General features: G+C 60.6%; 5 protein-coding genes. 2 read left to right on the top strand and 3 right to left on the bottom strand.

All coding sequences use genetic code 11. The annotated features are described in order from the left end of the window. The first annotated feature begins 27 nt into the window (after positions 1-27). Together AC07Z7_RS04830 and AC07Z7_RS04825 are read left to right on the top strand one after the other, a co-directional pair. On the top strand, positions 28-567 hold the full coding sequence (locus tag AC07Z7_RS04830; RefSeq protein ID WP_494765505.1) for an integrase core domain-containing protein: 540 nt from the start codon (positions 28-30) through the stop codon (positions 565-567). 402 nt (positions 568-969) lie between these two features. Next, a complete protein-coding gene (locus AC07Z7_RS04825; protein WP_494765504.1) occupies positions 970-1548 on the top strand; it encodes a DUF6037 family protein in 579 nt (192 codons plus the stop codon). A 139-nt stretch (positions 1549-1687) separates the two neighbouring features. Here the strand turns inward: AC07Z7_RS04825 and AC07Z7_RS04820 are convergent, their stop codons facing one another. Genes AC07Z7_RS04820 through AC07Z7_RS04810 form a run of 3 tightly spaced genes read right to left on the bottom strand, consistent with a single transcriptional unit; the run spans position 1688 to position 21587 of the window. After that, entirely contained in the window at positions 1688-2218 is a 531-nt protein-coding gene (locus AC07Z7_RS04820) for a hypothetical protein (RefSeq protein WP_494765503.1), read from the bottom strand. 12 nt (positions 2219-2230) lie between these two features. Then, entirely contained in the window at positions 2231-2542 is a 312-nt protein-coding gene (locus AC07Z7_RS04815; protein ID WP_494765502.1) for a hypothetical protein, read from the bottom strand. A gap of 1 nt (position 2543) precedes the next feature. Next, a complete protein-coding gene (locus tag AC07Z7_RS04810; RefSeq protein WP_494765501.1) occupies positions 2544-21587 on the bottom strand; it encodes an Ig-like domain repeat protein in 19044 nt (6347 codons plus the stop codon). Between the last annotated feature and the right edge of the window lie 147 nt (positions 21588-21734).

Here is a 21734-nt window from a genome sequence, read left to right as displayed (position 1 = left end):
GGCGTGCCTGCTAAGCTGGAGTGGGGGATGGACCTGACCTTGATCCGTACCAGCGACGGCAACCAGCATCCCACCATTGCCATCATCGACCATGGTTCGCGGGCCTTGCTACGCATCCAGGTCCTCACGCGCAAATGCACTTGGACTTTGCTGTCCGAGTTCTGTGCGGCTTGCGCCGAACATGGTGCGCCCGATGCGGTGCGCACCGACAACGAGGCCATGTTCACCAGCCGGTTGTGGGCCTCGTTCTTCAAGATCGCTGGGATCAAACGCCAGCGGATTGAGCCGGGTTGCCCTTGGCAGAACTGGCGCATCGAGCGGCTGTTTGGCACCTTGAAGCCGCTGCTTCGGCAACTCTCCATTCCCACGGCCAATGCGCTGCAAGAGTGGCTCCATGAGTTCGCCCATTTCTACAACCACGTGCGGGTGCACCAGAGCCTGGATGGCCTCACGCCAGCAGAAGCCTGGAGCGGGCAGGACCTGAACGCGGTGCAGCGCCGGTACGGACAAGGTCGGTGGGTGCATGCGCTGGACGGGCTGATGCTGGGGTACTGGCTGCGATGTTGATCCTCAACCGGAAGTCGAGACAAACGTCGCGCAGGTAATGTGTCCGCATCGGGCAGGGGTCAACTCGTCCACTGCTATGGTTTGCCCGAAAAACAGGCAAAACAACTCGGTGCGATGAGCGAAAACCAGTTGCATGAGCTGCCGGATTGGGGCGCGAGGCCGAGATTGTCGAAAAAAATGGCGTCACAGTGGTGGCGGAGAGCTTGCGGACACACGGACAGGACACAATCAACTGCGCCAGGTGTTTGAGGCGCTGCGCGAACTGGCTGATAAGGCGACGCCTGCGGAGCCGCCACCAGCGCCCAAGCGGCCTATTGGGTTTGTGACGCAGGAGGAGCCGCCAAACAAGCCTAAGGCGGCTAAGAAGAAGACGGCAATCAACAAGCAAGGGAGATAGACACGATGCAATTGGATGGCCTAAGCCCGCTTTACCAAAGCATGCGCGCTCAGAATCTGGGGCGGGTGAAGTTCCGCTACAACCTCAATCACCTGGTGTTTGACTGCCTGTTCTTTGCTGACATGCGGCCCTTTGAGTTGGTGATGGGCTGCCTGGGCCACAACTTCGCCATTTTTTTGGAAGTGCACAAAGGCTTTGTGATCCGCCCGTTTATCGGACCACCGGAAACGTTTAATGCACTCTGCGAGGCGCTATTTCAGGGCAAGGGCAGCGGGAACCGCTTCCAAGCCAGCGCCTTCTTTGCCGAGTTCAACCGGCACATTCCAACACAGGCAACGCCCGACCAAGCGGCTAGCGCCGCTGACGTGCTGCACCATTACCCCGACATCGAGGAGGCCGATAAGCGGTGGTTTTGTGGCTGGCTGGACAACACCAAACAGGGCAATCGGGTGACATCGGGAAACCTGGTCAAGACACGCCGCCTGATGAACCAGGCCGCACATGACTTTGCGCTACGGCGCAATATGAGCACGCGTTGGACGCACGAGGAGTCCCGGGCTATGGAGATGTTTTTTCCGGAGTAGGTGGCTTTGCGGTCAAGGTGGGGCGCAACAAAAAGACGTAGCGCACCAATCAACGGCTAAAAGAAGAAGCCACCGGAACCTCACAGCCAGAGAGCTTGCGGACACGCGGACAGGATACGCATATGCGGCCTTATTGATTTCAATAGCGAGGAACAAAGAAGTTTTGCCCAGTCTCTCTGTCCCTTAAAACATCCACTCCGCCTTCATGATGCACAAACTCTAGATTGGGTGGGATCTCATCCCCCGCCACGAACCTGCTAGTGGCTGTTAGGGATTCTGCATAATTCCAACCTTCCGGAGCCACGACGCCGGAATTCTTGGTAGGCCGAGCACAACAAACAGCAACCGTCTGGCGAGGATTATTGTCCCAATCAGTGTGGCCAAAATCAATCCAATCGCAAGGTACCATAGGGCCACGATTTTGATCAACGATCACAATATCAACAGGGGCGCCATCAGCATCTCGATATAAAAGACCTTTTCCATTCAAGAAGTCCACATAACCTTTAGTGTCATGCGGGGTCATGAAATGCACGCAGGCCAACTCCCCATCCGACCTGAGTGTTTTGTTGGGAAGTGCTTTCATAAAATCGGCAACACCTCCGGATGCCTTTTCGACAATTGAGCGGCAACGAATTACCACCGAGATACCTTCAATCAATACTGCCATCATCGCTCCAATTCATGGTAGGCGCCTTGCTCGTTGCCACTGGATAAACGCCTGCTCATCCGGCGTATTGCGCATCGCTTCATAGAACTGAACTCTATCCGCCATCGACAAGGACTCTTCGCGGCAAAAGAATTCTGCGGTTTGTACGGACAGGTCGTACAACGAGCAGAACGCAGGGTCTGTAAACTTCTTGTAATAGCGATTCACAAGATCTACAGCCTCTGCCTCAGTATGCCCATATTCCTTTTGCAGCTGCTGAGCAGTTCGCTCAAACAACCAAACCTCATCTTCATCATCTGATGATATCGACAGCTGCGTCGGCATATTACCTTCCTTGCATATATCTATTGAACAAGTCTACAGCATCCTGTGTGTGAATACTTGTTTGATCGCCTCTGCCTGGCAATGTTCTTATGCCACCCTTTTTGACGCCACCAAACATGGGCCCCGTCACGATATCAAACGTATACCCCCACTCATCTGGTGGCAAATACGGTGCAGTATCCAGCCTTCTGTTCATCGTGACGAAATCAGCCCATTCAGCATCTGCGCCATTGAATACTTTGCTATTCAGGCCTCCAAGCTCCGACCGAGGAACCCTAAATTCCACAACATCTTGAGCACTCCTGCTCATCATCGTTGCGGAACTAATAGCCTCTTCAGGTGAGGTTGTCATGTAGAAGCCGGGGCCAAAATCGTTAATGGCTTTCGATTTTGATAAATCAATTCCAGCGAGTCGAATATTGGCGGCATTCTGGGGTGAGGTTCCATGATAGAACGTAACAAAATCGTTTGCTTTGTTTGCAACACTGCCAACCCCCATCCCCTCCAAAGGCGCTCCCACCGGCAAATCCCGCACCAACGCATTATTGACCGTAGCTTTCAACTCCGCATTCAGTAGCGATGTTTCGCTGCGTACTGCTGCGTTGAACACCTGTGCCCCCGCGCCCAGCACCTTTGCAATGGCCAAACCTCCCAACTCATTCACGGCCGCTTCAGGCAGGCTTCTGGCCAGTTGAATTTGCGGCTGGCTGCCCCGTACAGGGTCCAGACCGCCCAGCGTAGATTGCAGATAGTTTTCGATAGGTGCCTGACGGGTCACGCCATCCCACTGGGATATGTACTGCGCAGGGCGACCACTATTGTTGACGGATGCCAGGGCGTCTGCTTCACTCAGCCCTCTAGCCAGCATGCTTTGGTAGCCAAATCCTGCACGAATGTCTCTGGCATCCCGATTGTCCAGTGTGGTGGCCTGCGCAGCCGCTGCCAAACGCTCTGAACGAAACCGGCTCTCCTGCGCAATCGCACTGGCCCCCAGCCTGCCCGCGCTCATATCCGACAGATCAAACTCCAGCACTTGGCCCGGCTGCACCTGCGGCACGCCTTGCGCGTTTACGCGGATGGTGCCATTGGCCCGCATTTGCCCATACATGGCTTGCTGCTGCTCGGCATCGAGCCCTGCGGCTGCCAGTGCCGCAAGCGGGCCTTGGTTTTTGCCCACCACGGCCTGGCCCAGGCTTCTGGGCTCTGGTGCCATGCTGCCGTTGAGCATGATGCCCCCGTCGATTTCATCGCTCCACTGCGACAGCGAAGTGCCTGATGGGCTCAGGCCATACCCACCGCGCCCCACTTGCAGCCCGTAGGCCCCGCCCATGTCCAGCGGATCGTTGGTATTGCGGTAAGCGATTTCGCTTGCGCGGAAAGCCTCTTGCGCGCTGGGCATGGGCTCCTGTACTGGGCTACCCGGATTGCTCGCGTAGTCGAGCAAGGAGCTGCCCAACGCATTGCCAAACGCATCGGTGGCCACCTGCTGAATAGCCACCTTGCCCCCCCGGGCTACGGCCGCTGCAGTCCCTGCCACCAGCCCGGTTGCAAGACGCGCTCCAAACTGCTCGCCAAAGGGCAGAGTTTTGAAACTGAGACTGTTCATCCCCAGCGATTCACCCACTACCGCCCCCGCTCCCGCTCCCACGGCCGAGGCAGCTACTCCTCTCCAATCAAAGCTCCTTTGCAGTCCCGTCGCCACGCTTACGCCTTGGGTCAAAGCACTGGCAATGGCCGCTTGGCCTGCGGCACCGAGGAAATTGCTGCTTGTGGCCTTGGCGATGCTGCCTGCAACTCCCATTTCGCTGAGCCCAAAGCCGATGCCCCCACTGAGCGCGGACAATGCCACAGCCTTCCAACTGAACCCGTCCTGTACTCCAAGGGCGTTGCCTACCACCTGGCTGACCACGCTGCCAGCGGCCGCCGACAGTGCTGCTCCGCCCGCAGTCAGGCCGCCACCGCCTGCCAAAGCCGAGGTTCCCGCCTGCATGGTGGAGAAGAAGCCGCTGGTGCCTGCACTTAGTGCCCCCGCCGTATAGATCGTCACCACAATGGCCACCACCGCCATGATGATCTTGCCCATCCCCCCGCACTTGTCCCCCTGCGCAGGCATGGGCAGCGTGGGATCCATGCTGCCCGTGATCTTGCTCGGGTCATACGGCTGGAAAGTCTCAGCGCTGTTGGCGTTCAGCGCCAGCTTGGGCACCGACAGTGTCTGCCCTGCCGTGAGCGGCGCATCGGCCGAGACCGCCAGGGCATTGGCGTCGGCAATGCGCCACCACAGGCCGGCATCGCCCAGCACATTGCGCGCCACATCGCGCAGTGTCTCGCCGCCCACCACGGTGTAGGAGACCGGATCAACACTGGCGCCTTTCAAGTTGAGCACCTGCGCTTCCAGCTGGAAGTCTGTTGTGTGCACATACTTGGGCACCTGCCCCTGGGGCGTGGTGTTGATGCGGTCTGGCGCATCCCCATAGCGCCCCAGCACCTCACCATTGGCCACCAACTGGCGCTGGATGTGGCCTGGGTCCAGGGAATCGCCCACCCAGCCACCGATATAGCCACCCGGCCCGTTCTGAATGCGACCGGTCTGGCCTGCGGCCTGGTTCACGTACAGGGCATTGCCCTGGGCGTCGTTCACAAAGGCTCGGTTAAAGCGCAAGTCCTTGAACGTGGCGCTGCCATCGGCATTGTTTTCGGTGATGTTGCTGATGAAACCATTGGCATCCCGCCAGGTATTGCTGGTGGCTGTGGTGCCGCCATGGGTGGTGGTGGCTTGGGACTGCAGATAGCTGCCGTTTTGTGTGGCGTACTGGTAGCGGGTGGTGGTGGCGGAGCCATCACTGATTTGCTGGTAGCCCTTGAGGTTGCCTGCAGCGTCGTAGCCCAGGCCAGTGGCAGCGTTGCTGCCGGTGGTGTCATGGTAGCGGATGTCGTCCACATGGGTTTTGGCTTTGGTCTCATCATGGCGCAGCACGGCGCGCGTGTCCTGCAGCTTGCCGGTGGCGTCGTACTGGTTGTAGCGGTGCTCCTCCTGCCACAGACCATCGCGCCTGACGAGTGACATGGTGTAGGCCACCCGACCTGCGCCATCGTACTGGTAGGTCTGGCGCTCAGCGAGGCCATAGCCGTTGTAGCTGACCATGCGGTGCAGGTCATCGTAGGTGTAGGCATAGCTGCCGTTGACATCGGTGCCGTTCTCTCCGCCGCCCTTGATGAACACGCTGTTGTCGGCAATGCGGTTGCCACCCAGGTCATAGACGTAGTTGTGCCGCTCCAGCAGGGCGCCCAACTGCGGGCCCGATGCGGTGATGTTCAGCGCGTACTCCGAACTGCCTTTTTGCCGGTTCATCGAGTCATAGGTGAACAGCGTGGCGCTGTTCTTGATCTGCTCGGTGCCGCCCGACTGGGTGGTGACCTTGGTGGACACCCGGCTGCGGTTGCCTGCCAGGTCGTAGTCGATACGCACATCCACGCGGCCATCGAACACCGCGCGCAGGCGGTTCTGGGCGTCGTAAGCCAGGCGGTTGTCCTGGTAGACCACGTTGGCGTAGTCCCCATTGGCCAAAAAGGTTTTTTGTGTGATGCGTTCGGCGATGCGGTTGCCTGCCAAGTCGTAGCTGTAGGTGCTGGTCTGGCCCAGGAAGTTGTCCTGGATGCGGGTGAGCTGGCCTGCGCCGTCGTACTGGTAGTCGATGTCCTTCTTGAGCGAGGCGTTGTTGCCCTCGTGGGTGAGCTGGCCGGCCAGGTTGTAGGCGTAGTTGTATTGCACAGCGCCGTTGTTGTCGCTGTGGCCCACCAGGCGGCCCAGGGTGTTGTAGCTCCAGGTCTGGCCTAAGCCATTGGCGTCGGCCTGGCTGATCTTGCGGCCCAGGGCGTCGTACTCATAGGCAAAGCCGTACTTGAGCACATAGCTGTCGGGTAGCGTGGTGCTGGCGGCGGGGCGCAAGCTGGCCTCCTGGCCAGAGTAGACGACATTGCCTGCGCGGTCGTAGACGTAGCGGGTGGATTCGTCGTTGCCGTTGATGACACGCACCCGGCGCCCGGCCTCGTCGTACTCCACACGCTCGAGCAGGGTTTGCTCCTGGGTTTGCAGGGTGACGCCGTTGGCCGAAGGAGCGCCGCCTGCTGCTGCATCCTGCACCGTGCCGTCGGTACTGGTGACGCCATAGCGGGTGATGGCGCGCTCCAGCGATGTGGAAGTCAGGCGCGAGAGCTTGTCGTAGGCAAAGTGGGTGACCACCGTGCGCTGAGCATCGATGACCTCGGCAGAGGCTGTGCGGTCTCCAAAGGCGTTGTAGCGGTAGTCGGTGCGACCGCCATCGGCATTGCGCTTTTGCACCAGGTTGCCTGCCGCGTCATAGACCTTGATATTGAGGTTGCCCTCGCCGTCACGCACGCCGATCTCACGACCGAGCTGGTCGTAGTAGATACGGGTGGTGGAGGCGCCCTCCGCGTAGTTCTGAGGCAGGGTCTGCTCGATGAGCTGGTTGCTTGCGTTGTAGCGGTAGGTGGTGGTGTGGCGCTGGGTGCCCGTGCCGTCAAGAACCCGGGGGTCTTGGTAGGCCGTGAGGTTGCCCCAGCGGTCGTAACCACGGGTGGTGATGGCGCGGCTACTGAGGTTGTAGGGAGTGCCGGCAACAATGCGGGCGCCAGGGGTGTATGGCTGCGTGGTGTCGGTGTTGCCAACGACAGCATTCGGCCCACTTGCTGGCACGTTGATGGTGAAGTCCGTGCGGGCCTTGTAGGCGTTGCGCCATGGGGTGGCGGGGTACTCGATGACGACCGAGATGGTGTAGCTGGCGCCCGGCTGCATGGTGCTGAGCACAATGCCCTGGCTGCCGCCTGCGCTGAACACGCTGCCATGGCTGTCGCCTTGCGTAAACACGGCGGGCGAGCTGCCAAACGAGGGCAGGGCGGGCGACGCCGTGACGGTGACCCGAGCGCCCGCTTCGGGTTGCTGCCACTGCAAGACGGGTTGCATCTGCCCGTCGATTTGGGCGGTGCTGGTCTTGACACCGGGGACCTTGGCCGTGGCGCTGTTGCTGGCATTCATCATGTACCAGGCGAGCACCTCTTGTTCCTGTGAGGTGGTCAGGTAGTCGCCTTGGCTCAAGGGGCCGAACGAGTTGCCGTCGTACACCGCATAAAGCGCCGTAGTACCGGCGGCCGGCACCTTAGAAATGTAGCCATCAAACTGGTAGGCAGACTGGTACCAGACGCCTGGGGTGAGCGAGCTTGGTGGCGAGTACAGCGTTTGGTACCAACCAATGTCAGACGGATTGGCAGTCAGGCGGTAGATGTTCTCGTTGCCGTACTTGTATTGGTAGAGGCGTTGGTTGTCGGAAGTGGGAGAGCTCTCGACATAGCCCACGATGCCGTCAAATCGCGCGTACTCCGGACTGCTGGGGTTGGCGCGGTAGTCAGCGATGACTTGCTCGAACAGCGCGATCACCGAGGGATCTGCGGTCGTAACGTGGTGATCGTTGTTGTACGGCATGTAGTAGCGGTACAGCGGTACGCGACCGGGGGCCGGACTCGTCCAGACGTAACCTACGATGCCCAGATTGGTGACGTTGTTGTTACCTTGGGTGATAGGCGGAGTGCTGTCCCACGAGCTCACACCTTGTGACAAGGAAAGCGTGCCGGTGGCGTGCATTTGTTCTGCACCACCAGACTTTTGCGCGAGGACCTCGTAGTCGAAGTCTCCTGTCCCCAGGTTGAGAGCGATGCCCTGCATGCCCACACCCATGCCGCTGGTGCGGCCGTCGCCGTAGCTGAAAATGCCGCTACCTACAGCACGTGTAGTCGCCGCACTGGGATTCCCCTTCGGCCAATAGCGGAAGGTCACGGTCCAGTCGGATGACGGCTTGGGCCACTGCAGCACCTTGTAGAAGGTGCCGTCGATGTTGGCGGTGCTTTGGTGCACACCGCTCAATACGGGCATAGAGGCTTGCTCTGGAACGCCTGCACCGTAGATGGTGAAGGTGCCAGAGCCAACGTCGCGTGTCTTTTCTGGATTGGTATTGCGGATCCGGTACTCATAGCCGCCCGGAGACAGTCCCAATTGGCTCACGTCAAAGCGAGCGGCAGAGCCGAAGGCGCGCTGGATGCTGGTGGGGGCAGTCGACCAAATACCGCTGCTACCTGCGGGCCGATACTCCAGCGTGGTGCTGCTGATCAAATCCTGCGGATAGGTGACCTCGATGCTCAGCCCGCCTGCCGCTGCGTAAACGGTAGGTTGGCGCGGGTTGGCGGAGCCAGGTGCGGGCGGCGTGATGCCTAGCAGGGCATTACGATCCGAGAGGGCCGTGGTGTACAGGCCGTCGGTGCGCACGCTGTCCACGCCGGAGGGGCTGAGGTTGTTTTGCAGGCTGTAGAGCTTGACCATGCCCAATGGCGCGTTGCCAGCGGGGTCGCCCACGTAGCCGTCAACACCCTTGTTGACCCAGCCCTGACTTGCCAGCGTGGACAGTTCGGAGCTACGCGCATAGATGGCACCGTCCTTCCCGGGCATAGTGAGGCGGTAGATAGGGACCAGTCCAGCGGCGGGGCTTGCGCTGACGTAGCCTGCCGTGCCTTCGTCCAGCCAGCCTTGCTGCTGGTTGAGCAGGTTGTCGCGTTCGCTGGTGCTCGTGCTGAAGTAGTGAGCGCCGCTGAAGCGGTTGTAGTAGCGGTAGATAGGGATGCGGCCGTCGCCCGATTCGCTCCAGATGAAGCCCGGGCTGGGGGTTTCAGACCAGTTAATGGACAGGTCTTGAGCGGGAGGAGCCACGTTGTGCAGCGTGGCCCAGTCGCCGAAGAGATCCATCTTCTCGACTTTGATGCCCTTGATGGCACCGATGCCCAAGGGTTGGCCTGGCGACCACACTGTACGTCCGTCCGAAAGCCTGCGTAGATCGTCGGTGCTCCATTTGAGGACGTAACCATTGACTGCTTCTTCGGCGCTTACAACTACGCTGATCTTCTGATTGAGCGTGGCGGGATAGCTGCTTTCTGTGCCCGATTCCTGGTTGGTGATGGCTGTGTAGGGTTTGGTGTCGTACGTCAGCGTGATTCGGACGTCTCCGCTGCCAAGGTTTTGCAGAGAGCGCCAGACCAGATCCACTTGGTTGATGGATGTGTTGATGGGGTGCCCGCTGACAACCTGTGTTTGGCTGATGATCCCGTAGACCAAGCTCTCACGCGTGGAGATGCTCATGGCCTGGTCGCTCACCCGTTCAGGCGCAAGCGTTTGCGTCAGACGACCGAGGGCGTCGTACCGCATATCGGTGCGGCGGAACTGCCCGGGCGACATGTACTGCCCGTTGAGCGCGGCCTGGGTGCTGGCATAGCTGTCGAGGGTGATGCTGCCGCTGGCAATGAGTTGAACGGTCTGCTGGCCTTGCAGGTTGTAGGCCATGACCTTGGTGACGCCATCGCCCGCATTGCTGCGCCACAGGCGCCCGGCGTTGTCGTACTCCTGCTTTTCTTGTGCAACCAGGGTCTGGCCGTTACGCACTTCGCGCTGAGTGACTTCTCCGAAGGCGTTGTAGGTCAGGCTGGTGTCGCCCTTGGTCACTGGGCCTGCGGCCCCTTGCTGGAGCGGGGTGTATGTATGGGTTTGGCGGCCCACCTTGTCGTACTCGTAGGCGCGCCACAGCGTCTGTTGAACCTTCGCACCCTGCTCATTGAGCACGCTGACGGTTTGCCACTCCTTGCCGATCTGGCCTTGCGCGTTGTAAGAGAAGTATCGGTTGGCGCCCTCTGCATCGGCGGTTTGCACCAGATGACCTTGCGCGTCGAAGCGCGATAGGCTTACCCGGTCACGCATTGGGGCCACAGCTGTTGTGTATCCGGCTTCGTTGGCGCCCAGCGCGCCGGTGGCCCGTTCGATAGATACCAGAACGTTGCCGTGCGCGTCGCGGCTGAATTCGGTCAATGCGGCAATCTGACGTTCACCGTTGTTCAATCCGCCGGTGCCAGTGTTGGCTGCGGGCGCCACTACGGCCGTGACCCGGCCCAATGCGTCGTAGTAGCTGTAGGTATTGCCACCAGCGGCATCCGTGGTGCGCACGAGATTGCCCAAGGCATCGTAGGTATAGCTGGTGGTCAGGTCTCCGGGTCTTTCGACCAAAGACCACGCAGCGTTGGGATCGATCTCGGCGTAGCCCGCGCCTCGGCGGATTTCTGCCGATTTGCGGTTCAGCAGGTCGTAGCTGAAATCAGTGACGCGGTCTCCATTGGATATGTTGGGCGCAGTACCCGCCGTGCTCTGCGCACTGGCGTACTCCACCTTGCGCAAGGTGTTGCCTGCTGCGTCGTAGCTCCAGGTTGTGGTGAATCCCAGTGCATCGGTGGCAGAGACGATGCGGCCTAGTTGGTCGTAGCGGTTGGTGCTTGTGCTCCAGCGCGCGTCACCCAGGTTCTTGCTGACCCCGATCAGGTCGCCGAACGTGTCGTAGCTGTTGACGGTGGTCTTGCGTCCCTGCGACTGCACGCCTGATTCGCTGTCGTAGTTGAAGACCAAGGGTTCTTGAACCTGCAGGACGCGGCCCATTCGGTCGTAGCTGGTCAGGAATTCACGGTTGGCGCCAGAGCTCTTGGCCGCCATGTGCGAGCGCAAGTCCGCAGTGGATGGCGCTGTTCCTGCGACGAGGCCGAGCGTGCTTTTCTCTGCATATCGCACCAGCGATTCCGCTTCACCCCAGCGATTGCGGGTGTAGCCGGTGACAAAGCCTTCAGCGTCCATCTCGTAGGCGAGTTGGCCGAGGCGGTCATATGCCTTGTAGCTCCAGTTGCCTGCCGTATCACGGCCCGCCACGGCGTTGCCCAGAGCGTCGTATCGGGTTTCGGTCCACAGCTGTACTGCGGCTTCTATGCGTCCGGCATTGCCGTTTTGTCCGTTGTTGACGAGGTTGTCGGAGTTGGCGTCATACACCCCGGTGACGGGCAGGAAGACCTTGGTCTGGCGACCCAACGCGTCGTACTCGTAGCGGGTCGTCCGCGCTTCGGGGCGGCCCAAGGCCTCGGTTCTAGCCGCGAGATTGCCGAACGTGTCGTATTCGAGTTGCGTGGCAATTTGTGCTGCGCCTGTTTGAGACGCATCGATGGCGAGGCGGCCGTTGGCGTCGGTGACCAGCGATGCAAGCTGGACTTGTGGGGAGAGTTCCAGAACCATGCGCCCTGCGGCGTCGTACTGGTACTCCCAGCGGCTTCCCTTCTTATTGGTGAAACTGGCCTTGTTGCCGAGCGCGTCGTAGGCATAGCTCTCCGAGCCTTGCAGTGCGTCCGTGCTGCCGATCAATCGGCCCGCCGCGTCGTAGCGGAAGGTGGTCGTGCGGTCTTGGCCAGGCGTGGCCACAGCCTGGGTGCCGCTGGCGGGCGCTGCGTAGGCCACGGTGGAGGTGACTTGGCCCAGGCCGTCATAGGCAGTGGCTGTTGCATACCCTTGCGCGTCGATGGACAGAACCACCCTGCGCGCGGCATCAAGTACCTGTGTGGTCTGGCGGTCGTCGGAGCTGTACTGCACACGGGCCAGGATGTCTTGCGGTCGGCTGGTGGCAGTCAGTCCGCTTGTGTTGGCTGGCGCTGCATACTGTGTTGTGGTGACGGTGTTGGTGCCGTAGTCGGTACGTGTCACCGCGCCTGTCGCGTTGACGGAGACGGCCAATCGGTCTGCCGCGTCGTAGGCGTATTGGGTCAGGCGATTGCCCGGCTGGTAGTCAGCGGCTCCACCCAGGGCAGAGCGGATGTTGGTGAGGGTGTAGTTGCTGACGGAGGGGCCGAACACAACCCCTGTGCTGGTAGACGGGGGCGTGATGGTGGTGGCGTATTCCAGACGCTGGGTGACGTTGCCATTGGCGTCGTATCCAGTCTGCGTGACGCCTCCCAGTGCGTTGATGGTGTACACGCGCCGGTTGGCTGCGTCGTAGACATGATCGGTAGCTGCGTCGCCCGCAGATTCGATGAATCCAGGCGTGGACTGGCCGTCGCCTGCGCCCACCGGGGTGGCGAGGCGCACTGACTTGATGAGGTTGCCGTTCTTGTCGTAAGCGTTGCGCGTGGCGGCACCGACGCCGTCCACACTCCACAGCAACCGGTTGGCGTTGTCATAGCCGAAACGTTGAACAACGTTCTGCGCAGACTGGGCCTGGCCGGAGACGGCGTAGGCAAAGTCGGTTTCAGTCCAGCCGGTGCTGGCGCTGATGCGCTGTGCAAAAGCGGTGCGCTCGCGCATGTTGCCATTGCCGTCGTACACGTAGCGCACCACGGCGCCCGTGCCGTCCATGGAGTAGGTGGCGCGACCGAGGGCATCGTAGGCGGAGCGAATGCGCAGGTCGTGCGCGTCGTCTACCGTGAGCGGGAGCACGGTTTCCGTGGTCCACGAGGCTGCGTTGCCCGTGTTCAGTCGTGTGGCGTAGCGACGCTGTTCCAGCACGTTGCCATTGGCATCGCGGGTGTAGGCGGTGGCTTCGCCCAGGGCGTTGACACTGGTCATTAGCCAGCCTTCGCCGTTGTACATGCGGTACTCGACGCTGTCGCTGCTGGATGGGGCCAGGCGTTGCGCTATCTGTCCCGCGATGCCGGACGGGCCCGGCCCGAACACAGCAGCGGAATCCAAACCGGCGGTTTGGATGGCGTTTTTGTAGGCGATGGTCTTGGCAACCCTGCCGACTGCATCATAGACAGTCTGGACAACGTCGCCCGCGCCGTCTACCGTGTAGGTGAGTCGGTTTTCTGCATCGTAGCCACGGTAGCTGGCGTTACCGTTCGCATCGACGATCTTGGTGACGTTGTCGTTCTTGTCGTAGCTGTAGCTGCGCGTGAGGTTTAGACCTGTGGGGTCGATCTGTTCCTTGGTGCGGCGTCCGGCGGCGTCGTAGGTGTAGTGGGTGATCGAGCCGTTCGGGTCTGTCACGCTGAGCGTGTGGCCTTGCGTGTCGTAGGTGTAGCGGGTGACGAGATTCAACCCGTTGGGGTCCACTGCCTGGCTGGTGAGCTGGCCTTGCAGGTCGTAGGTGTACCGTGTGACGGATCCGTTTGGATCGGTCACTGAGAGCTGCTGGCCCTTGGCATCGTAGGTGTAGGCTGTGACAAGGTTCAAGCCAGTGGGGTCCACCGTGCGCGTCAGCAGGCGGTTGGCTGCGTCATAGGTCAAGTTGACCTTGACGCCATTCGCGTCGGTGGTCTGTATGAGGCGTCCGGCGCCGTCGTACTGCTTCGAGGTACTGGTCAGTGCCGTGGTCGTTCCTGTGGGGTGGCCGTCCGCGTCATAGGTATAGGTGGTGGAGTTGCCACGGCCATCGATGACGGTTTGGACCTGTCCGGTTCGGTCATGGATGGTCTTGACTTGGATGCCCTCGGGGCTGGTGACGGTCAAGCTGCGCGCAGCGTGGTCGTAGGCATAGGTGGTGGTGTTGCCCAGCGCATCACTGTGACTGACGATCCGTGCAAAGGCGTCGTAGGCTGTGTGATCGGTTTGGCCCAAGGCATTGGATTGGCTGACGGTGCGCCCCAGGCGGTCGTAGGCCTGCGAACGGGTGTTGCCCATGGCATCCGTTGCGTTGGTCACACGCCCGAAGGCGTCATAGACCGCACTGGTGATGGTGTTCAATCCACCAGGGTCGCGGGTTTCGGTGGTCTTGAGGCCTCGGCGATCGTAGGCCGTGATGGTCTGGAGTGCCGTGCCTTGGGCGTTGACCAAGGTCCGGGCAGATTCTTCGCGGAATGCGTTGTAGGCGTAGCTGGTCAGCAGGCCAAGTGCCGTGCCGTGGGTCAGTAAGGCGCCTGTGGTTGCGTAGGTATAGACATCTTTGCTGTCCACTGTCGCATTGCGGGCCGCATTCAACGCGCTGGTGAGTGCCGCATTGACGAGTCCCCCGGCGTTGGAACCGGTGAGGCCCGCAAGGCTGATACGGGTTCCGTAGCGAACCGTGGTGGCGATTTGGCCGAACGCGTTGTACTGATTTTCTACCACTTCGCCCAGGGCGTTGACCACATGGGTCAGGCGCTGATCTGCATCGTAGAAGTAGAGCGTCTTGTTGCCGTTGGCGTCTGTGGTGCTGGTTCTCCGGCCTGCAAGGTCGTAGGCGTGCTTGAGGCCATACTGGTTCCAGATGGCATCGATCTGCGCCTGCGTTTGTCCCGCATTGAGCAGGGCCACGCCCGTGGAAGACAATTCCGCCGTCACCTGCCCTTGGGCGTCGTATCGGCTGGCAACGCCGCGCGAGTCGGCAGTTGCTGCCGCTTTGGTCGTGGAAACGAGGTTCCCGGAAACGTCGTAGCTGTACTTTGTGACTGTGCCATCTGCTGCTGTCTCTTGCACCAGCAGGTTGCGTGCATTCCATTCCTTGCGGACGGTTTGATCCTGAGCACTAGGGGTTGGACGAAGAGCGGGCAGGCTGTAGGCTTCAGGTTCAAGCGCTGGATTGACGCGCTGCGCGTACCGGGTTGTCTGCGCCAGGTTGCCGTTGAGGTCGTACGCAAATTCGGTGAAATAGCCCTCAGCATCAACGGAGGCGACCACTTGGGACTGGGCGTTGTAGAGCGTGTATGTCTTGCTGTCGCCTGCGCTGGAAGCAGGACGAAGTCCGCTGAGGTTCGACGTATTTCGTGCAGTTTGCAGCCGACTTTGCAGCGCGGGCTCGTCCGAGAAGTCAGCGATTCGCGTAGCGTATCGAATGATGCCGATCTGCCGTCCGGCTGCGTCATAGCGCATTTCCTGCAAATACCCTTCACCGTCAACGGCGGCAAGTAGCTGGCCATCTTTGCTGTAGATCTGCCGGACGACGCGATCCGTGGTGCTGACGGCTGTACCAGGCGCTGCCGTCCTCACGCCGCTGGCAAGCAGCGTTTTGGAGGTGCTTGCTCCGTTCAGCTCGTCACCGCTGAAGACGGCGGTGAACTGCTCTTCGGGTGCCAGAGCATCGCCCAGGACCAGCATGGAGGAACCAGAGACGAGGGGGGCTATGCCAAGCAGGGTGCCGCCCTTGTAGAAGCTCACCTGCCCCCAGGGGCTACTCCCGACTACGCGCGCTTGCAGGATGGTTTTTTCGCCTTGCCTGAATCCGGTCAACTCGGTGACGCTGGTGCCCTTGGTATCCTGAAGGGTCTGAGTGAATGCAATTTGGCCTGCCGCATTGTTGGCATCGCCGGAGTAGGTGGCCACCAGTTGGGAAGTTCCAGAGGGCAATGCTCCCACTGGAATTTTTGCCATGTTGTCGATAACGTCTGCAACGGCCAGGCAGGCCCCATTCAGCAGAAGTGCGACGTGGCCTGTGGGATTGGTGCCGTTGACCTGGATCGTGATAAACCCGCCGCGAAGTGCGGTGGTCGAGCTGCTGCTGAGCTGTACTGGGGGCTTCGGCGCACTGTTTGACTCAGTGTTTGATAGAAACACCATCTGACTGGTGTTTGCAGATGCTGATGTGTTGCCTTTGCCATCGTCAAAGATGGCATGGATGCTGGTCATCCCTGCGGGCAAGGCCGAGGTCGTGAAGACGGCCACGCCGTTGGCCACGTTGGCTTGGCCTAGTAATGTGGTTCCACTATAGAACTTGACGACCCCGGAAGGGGCGGGCTCATTGGCGGCTGTCATCACCTTGGCAGTCCAGCTGATGGGCTCGCCTTGCACACTTTGTGTTCTGGAGGCACTCAGTGTGGTGGTGGTCGTGGTCTGAGCTAAATCGACGGCGATGGGGGAGGAGGTGATGGCTACATGCCCATCGTCTCCGGAATAGACCACGGTGACAGAGTTCGATCCTGCAGGCAGGTCGCGGGTGCTGACGGATGCATCCCCCTCTGCATCCAAGATCGCGCTGCCCAGCAGTACGCCATTGGAGAAGAAGCTGACTGTGCCTCCCGGAGGGGCGCCCCCCCACAAACTGACCCAGAACTTGGTGGTGTCGCCCCAGGCTGGGTTTGGTGGCCAGCTCAAACCGGCTGCGATGCCTGTGCCAGATCCTTGGGCTGCTATCGATGTCGTGGCTGACGAGATAGGCTGCCCTTGACCTGCGCCCTGGTATTCAGCACGCAACTGGCGCAATCCGGCGGGAACGCCGACAGTGAGTGATGCAATGCCATTGACCACGCTGGCTTGGCCCAGCAAGGTGTCACCGTCATAGAAAGTGATGGTGCTTCCGTTGGCTGCGCCCTCGGCCATGGCCGTCAGGCGCAGATCTGCCGTGGAGTAGTACTGGTCGCTTACGCTGGCGCGCAGTGTGATGGAGGCTTGCGCGGCTGCAATGTCCTGCAGTTTTGCACTGGCCGTGGTTGCGGCATGCAGCGCATCACCTGCATAGTCCACCGAGAGGGTCGCATCACCGGCTGGCGGGGTGGTGAGCACCAGGCTGCCGAGGCCATGGACTAGATCCACAGTGCCCAGCACTGTATTGCCGCTTCGCAGCGTGATCTGGCCAGTAGGGCTCCCGCTTCCCTGGGTCTTGATGAATACCGTGACTGAACCGTCAGCGGCGGTGGTCTTGGTCAGTGCCAGACTGGGAGTCGGCAGTGCCGACGCCACGGTGACCGTTACGCTCCGAGCAGAAAGGCTGGGTGCGTTGTTGGTGTCGCCGCTGTAGCTGGCAACCAGCGCATGGGTGCCAGCGCTCAGACCGGAGGGGATGAGCAAAGTGGCCACGCCGTTGATGACATCGGCCACGCCGACGACATGAGAGCCTTCTAGGAAGGTGACCTTGCCTTGTGGAGCGTTGCCTTCGATTCTGGCCGTCAGCGTGACGTTCTCTCCGAGAGTCGTGCTGACTGGAGTGGCTGAAAAATCCAAAGGAACGTTGACACGCGCTGTGGCCACCTCGGAGGTTGACGCATGTACAGGAGTGCCATCGTCAAAGATGGCATGGATGCTGGTCATCCCTGCGGGCAAGGCCGAGGTCGTGAAGACGGCCACGCCGTTGGCCACGTTGGCTTGGCCTAGTAATGTGGTTCCACTATAGAACTTGACGACCCCGGAAGGGGCGGGCTCATTGGCGGCTGTCATCACCTTGGCAGTCCAGCTGATGGGCTCGCCTTGCACACTTTGTGTTCTGGAGGCACTCAGTGTGGTGGTGGTCGTGGTCTGAGCTAAATCGACGGCGATGGGGGAGGAGGTGATGGCTACATGCCCATCGTCTCCGGAATAGACCACGGTGACAGAGTTCGATCCTGCAGGCAGGTCGCGGGTGCTGAAGGATGCATCCCCCTCTGCATCCAAGATCGCGCTGCCCAGCAGTACGCCATTGGAGAAGAAGCTGACTGTGCCTCCCGGAGGGGCGCCCCCCCACAAACTGACCCAGAACTTGGTGGTGTCGCCCCAGGCTGGGTTTGGTGGCCAGCTCAAACCGGCTGCGATGCCTGTGCCAGATCCTTGGGCTGCTATCGATGTCGTGGCTGACGAGATAGGCTGCCCTTGACCTGCGCCCTGGTATTCAGCACGCAACTGGCGCAATCCGGCGGGAACGCCGACAGTGAGTGATGCAATGCCATTGACCACGCTGGCTTGGCCCAGCAAGGTGTCACCGTCATAGAAAGTGATGGTGCTTCCGTTGGCTGCGCCCTCGGCCATGGCCGTCAGGCGCAGATCTGCCGTGGAGTAGTACTGGTCGCTTACGCTGGCGCGCAGTGTGATGGAGGCTTGCGCGGCTGCAATGTCCTGCAGTTTTGCACTGGCCGTGGTTGCGGCATGCAGCGCATCACCTGCATAGTCAACCGAGAGGGTCGCATCACCGGCTGGCGGGGTGGTGAGCACCAGGCTGCCGAGGCCATGGACTAGATCCACAGTGCCCAGCACTGTATTGCCGCTTCGCAGCGTGATCTGGCCAGTAGGGCTCCCGCTTCGCTGGGTCTTGATGAATACCGTGACTGAACCGTCAGCGGCGGTGGTCTTGGTCAGTGCCAGACTGGGAGTCGGCAGTGCCGACGCCACGGTGACCGTTACGCTCCGAGCAGAAAGGCTGGGTGCGTTGTTGGTGTCGCCGCTGTAGCTGGCAACCAGCGCATGGGTGCCAGCGCTCAGACCGGAGGGGATGAGCAAAGTGGCCACGCCGTTGATGACATCGGCCACGCCGACGACATGAGAGCCTTCTAGGAAGGTGACCTTGCCTTGTGGAGCGTTGCCTTCGATTCTGGCCGTCAGCGCGAGCGGCTCTCCCGGGGCTGTTGCCGAAGGCACTGCCGTGAGAGCTCTAACGCTGGTGGTGCTGCCGGGCCCCGCACTGACCGTTGACGCACTTACGATGGTGTAGGGGACAACCGCAGATGCGCTGGTGCGGTGGCCGTCGTCTCCCAGGTAGGTGGCAGACAGACCAGCCGTTCCCACCGCAAGACCGGGTGGCGTTGCTTTGATCACCAGTTGGGCTAAGCCGTTTGCGGCCACTGCTGTGCCCAGCAAGGTCGAGCCGCTGAAGAATGCAACGGTGCCGCCGGTGGCGGTAGGGGCCAGGGTCGCTGCTAGCGTGATGTTTTCGCCAGCTTCCGCAAATGCAGGGCTAACACCCAGTTGCACTGGCGAGGAGGACTGGGCGATGGCGCTTGTGGGCGGGGAGACGGCTTCTGCATTGTTGGCATCTCCTTCAAATCGCGCGGTGAACTGCAGTGCTCCTTGAGGAGGCTCTGCGAGGGCTAGCGTCGCCATACCGTTCAGCAGTTGGGCGCGCCCCAGAACGGTGCTTCCATTGTAAAAAACAACGGTTCCTGTCGGATTGTTGCCGATCACGGCAGCCGTAAGCTGCATCGGCGTACCCTGGACAAGGGCAGCGGGAGACAAACGCAACGCGAGTGCGACGAGCCCGCGTCCGTCGGGCGCCGGTGCACTTTTTACAGTGAACTGGGCCGCGTTGCCCAGATTGGATACATCGATAGGATTGGCGAACTGCTTGACTGCAGCAATGCGAGAGGCGCCGTCGTATTCGGTCCTGGTGACATACCCCAGTGAATCAACTTGGAGAGCCAGCCTTTGTGCGTCGTCGTAGATGCGCCAACTCTTGCGGTCGGCACTGCTGGCCAGCGATCGAACGGCGTTGATCGTGGGGGCGGAAACGGGCGTAGCGAGGCGAACGGCGTACGCGATCGTTTCTGTGAGTTGGCCATTGTTGTTGTATGCGTACTCGATGGCTGCGCCCGTTCCATCGATGTCCGCGACCTTGCGACCGCCATCGTCGTAGATCATCCACTGACGTACGCCCGTGGGATCCTCTGTCATGGTCAAGCGACCCACCGCATCGTAGCTGTACCGCGTGACACCCAGACTGGTTCCGGCGTGGCTTTGCGACACGCTGATCAAGCGACCAGCCACGTCATAGGACGATAGCGTGGTCAGCCCGTTCGCGCGGGTTGTAGTGACCGTGCGCGCAGCGTCGGCGTAGTCAACGACAACTGTGGTTGGTGCTCCGCCGCTGGGCGATGGTTCGGTGCTGACAATGAGGCGGCCCAAGCCATCGTAGACATGCTGTGTGATGCTGTCCTGGTTGGGGCGCACGATCTGCAGAAGCTCTCCAGCCTGTCCATAGACGTAGTGTGTCGCGCTGGCCTGGCTGCCATTGCCGGCCGCATCTACGGATTCGTAAGAGGTGCTGGTCTGGATTTGGCCCCTGAAGTCATATCCAATGTCCGTTCGCAAAGCCCCCGCCGCACCATGCCCGGCGGCCCAGGACTGCATTTGGGCCTCGTCCGGAACAGCGGTTTCTGTGAGTACGGTCGTAGCGTAGGTGCTTGTCGTGTACTCAAGGGTGGTGATCAGCTGCCCTTGAGCGTCATAACGAAACTCTCGGACGCGGCCCTCGGGGCTGATGCGGAAGCGCTGAAGGCGACCGTTATCAGAGTCATAGACGTAGCGGGTGGTGAGTGATGTGCCATCGGTCCCTGCAATGGTCTGGGTCAGCAGTTGATTGAGAGTGTTGTATGTGCTCTTGACAGTGTTGCCCAGTGGGTCGGACTTGACGGTCTGATTACCATTGGTATCGTACTGGTAGCTGATGCTTTGTCCAAAGGCATCTGTCATGGAAACGAGATTGCCCTTGTCATCGTAGGCATAGGCAAGGCGCGTCAATCCATCCGGCTGGGCAACCGTGATGCCTGTTCTTACACCGGTCAGTTGCCCGCTAGCGTCGTATGTATAGCTGCTGGCAGCTCCGAGAGGATCCGTAATGACGGTGCGCAGCCCTGCGAGGTCATACGCGTATTGCGTCGTTTTGCCTGCGCCATCGGTGATGCTTGCGACGCGGTGTGTACCACCCACCTCTGTGTAGGATATGGTCAGTGCGGTGCCGTCGGACTGGGTGATCGACGCAACCCGTTTGCTGTTGCCGTCGTAGCCATAGGTGGTAACGTAGGTTTTCTGGTCCGCGATGGCGTTGTCTGACGGACTTAGGTCCACGGTAACGGTGGATAGGCGGCCCGCGCCGTCGTACCCGTAGCGGACCCGAGTGCTGGTAGCGCCCGATTGATCCAACACGCGGATTTGTGTGATCCGCCCGTTGCTGTAGTCGTAGCGGGTGGTTTCGCCCGATGCAGTCGTGACACTTTCCAGGAGACCGTCTGGGTTATAGGAGAGCGTAGTCGTGCTTCCGTTGGTGTCGCTTTGGCTGCGCAGGATCCCAGTCGAGTCGTAGGTCTCGCGGATACCGGTAGCGCCGTCCGTCCAGACCCATTGCCCTGCTGTCTGCTCCAGCGTGTCGTAGGCACCGTCGCCCCCGTGGTTGACGTACTTGCCGGTGACGGCGTCGTAGGTGTAGTTCAACCGGGCGCCATCTTGGTCGGTGCGCGCGATGGTGATATCCGCCGCAACCCCTGTCCCTTGTATATCAAGCCGCTTGCGTTGTAGGCCATACGACCACTGGCCTTCGTCAAAAACCCCTTGGCTGTTGTACGTGCGCACTACGGCTGCATCGATCCCCACACTGGCCAAGTATTCGTCCTGGCGCTGCAAAACGAGGTTGCCGTTGGACACGTTAACGTACACCTGCTCTGCGCTACGCCCTTGCGTTGCATCGCTGCCCGGGCCTTTCTGGGCGAGTGTTGTCAAAGAACTCGCGCTCAGGCCCAGGCTGTTGCCGCTGACGATACCGACCATGTTCATTCCCTGTGTGGTGATGGGCGCGGCCTCCCGCACTCCGTCCAATCAATCCTCATGGTTGGAAAATTGTTTAGTAAAGGCGTATGTGTCATATGGTCTTTGTCCGGCCATGATCGGTGGGGATCGTCCCAGGCGGCCCTGAGG

It is taken from the genome of Acidovorax sp. GW101-11A03, from assembly GCF_059424825.1.
This window is presented reverse-complemented; position numbering and strand designations above follow the sequence as displayed.

Coding starts and splice junctions, on each gene's coding strand:
- AC07Z7_RS04830 (WP_494765505.1), top strand. CDS start 28: ATGGACCTGACCTTGATCCGTACCAGCGACGGCAACCAGCATCCCACC.
- AC07Z7_RS04825 (WP_494765504.1), top strand. CDS start 970: ATGCAATTGGATGGCCTAAGCCCGCTTTACCAAAGCATGCGCGCTCAG.
- AC07Z7_RS04820 (WP_494765503.1), bottom strand. CDS start 2,218: ATGGCAGTATTGATTGAAGGTATCTCGGTGGTAATTCGTTGCCGCTCA.
- AC07Z7_RS04815 (WP_494765502.1), bottom strand. CDS start 2,542: ATGCCGACGCAGCTGTCGATATCATCAGATGATGAAGATGAGGTTTGG.
- AC07Z7_RS04810 (WP_494765501.1), bottom strand. CDS start 21,587: ATGGTCGGTATCGTCAGCGGCAACAGCCTGGGCCTGAGCGCGAGTTCT.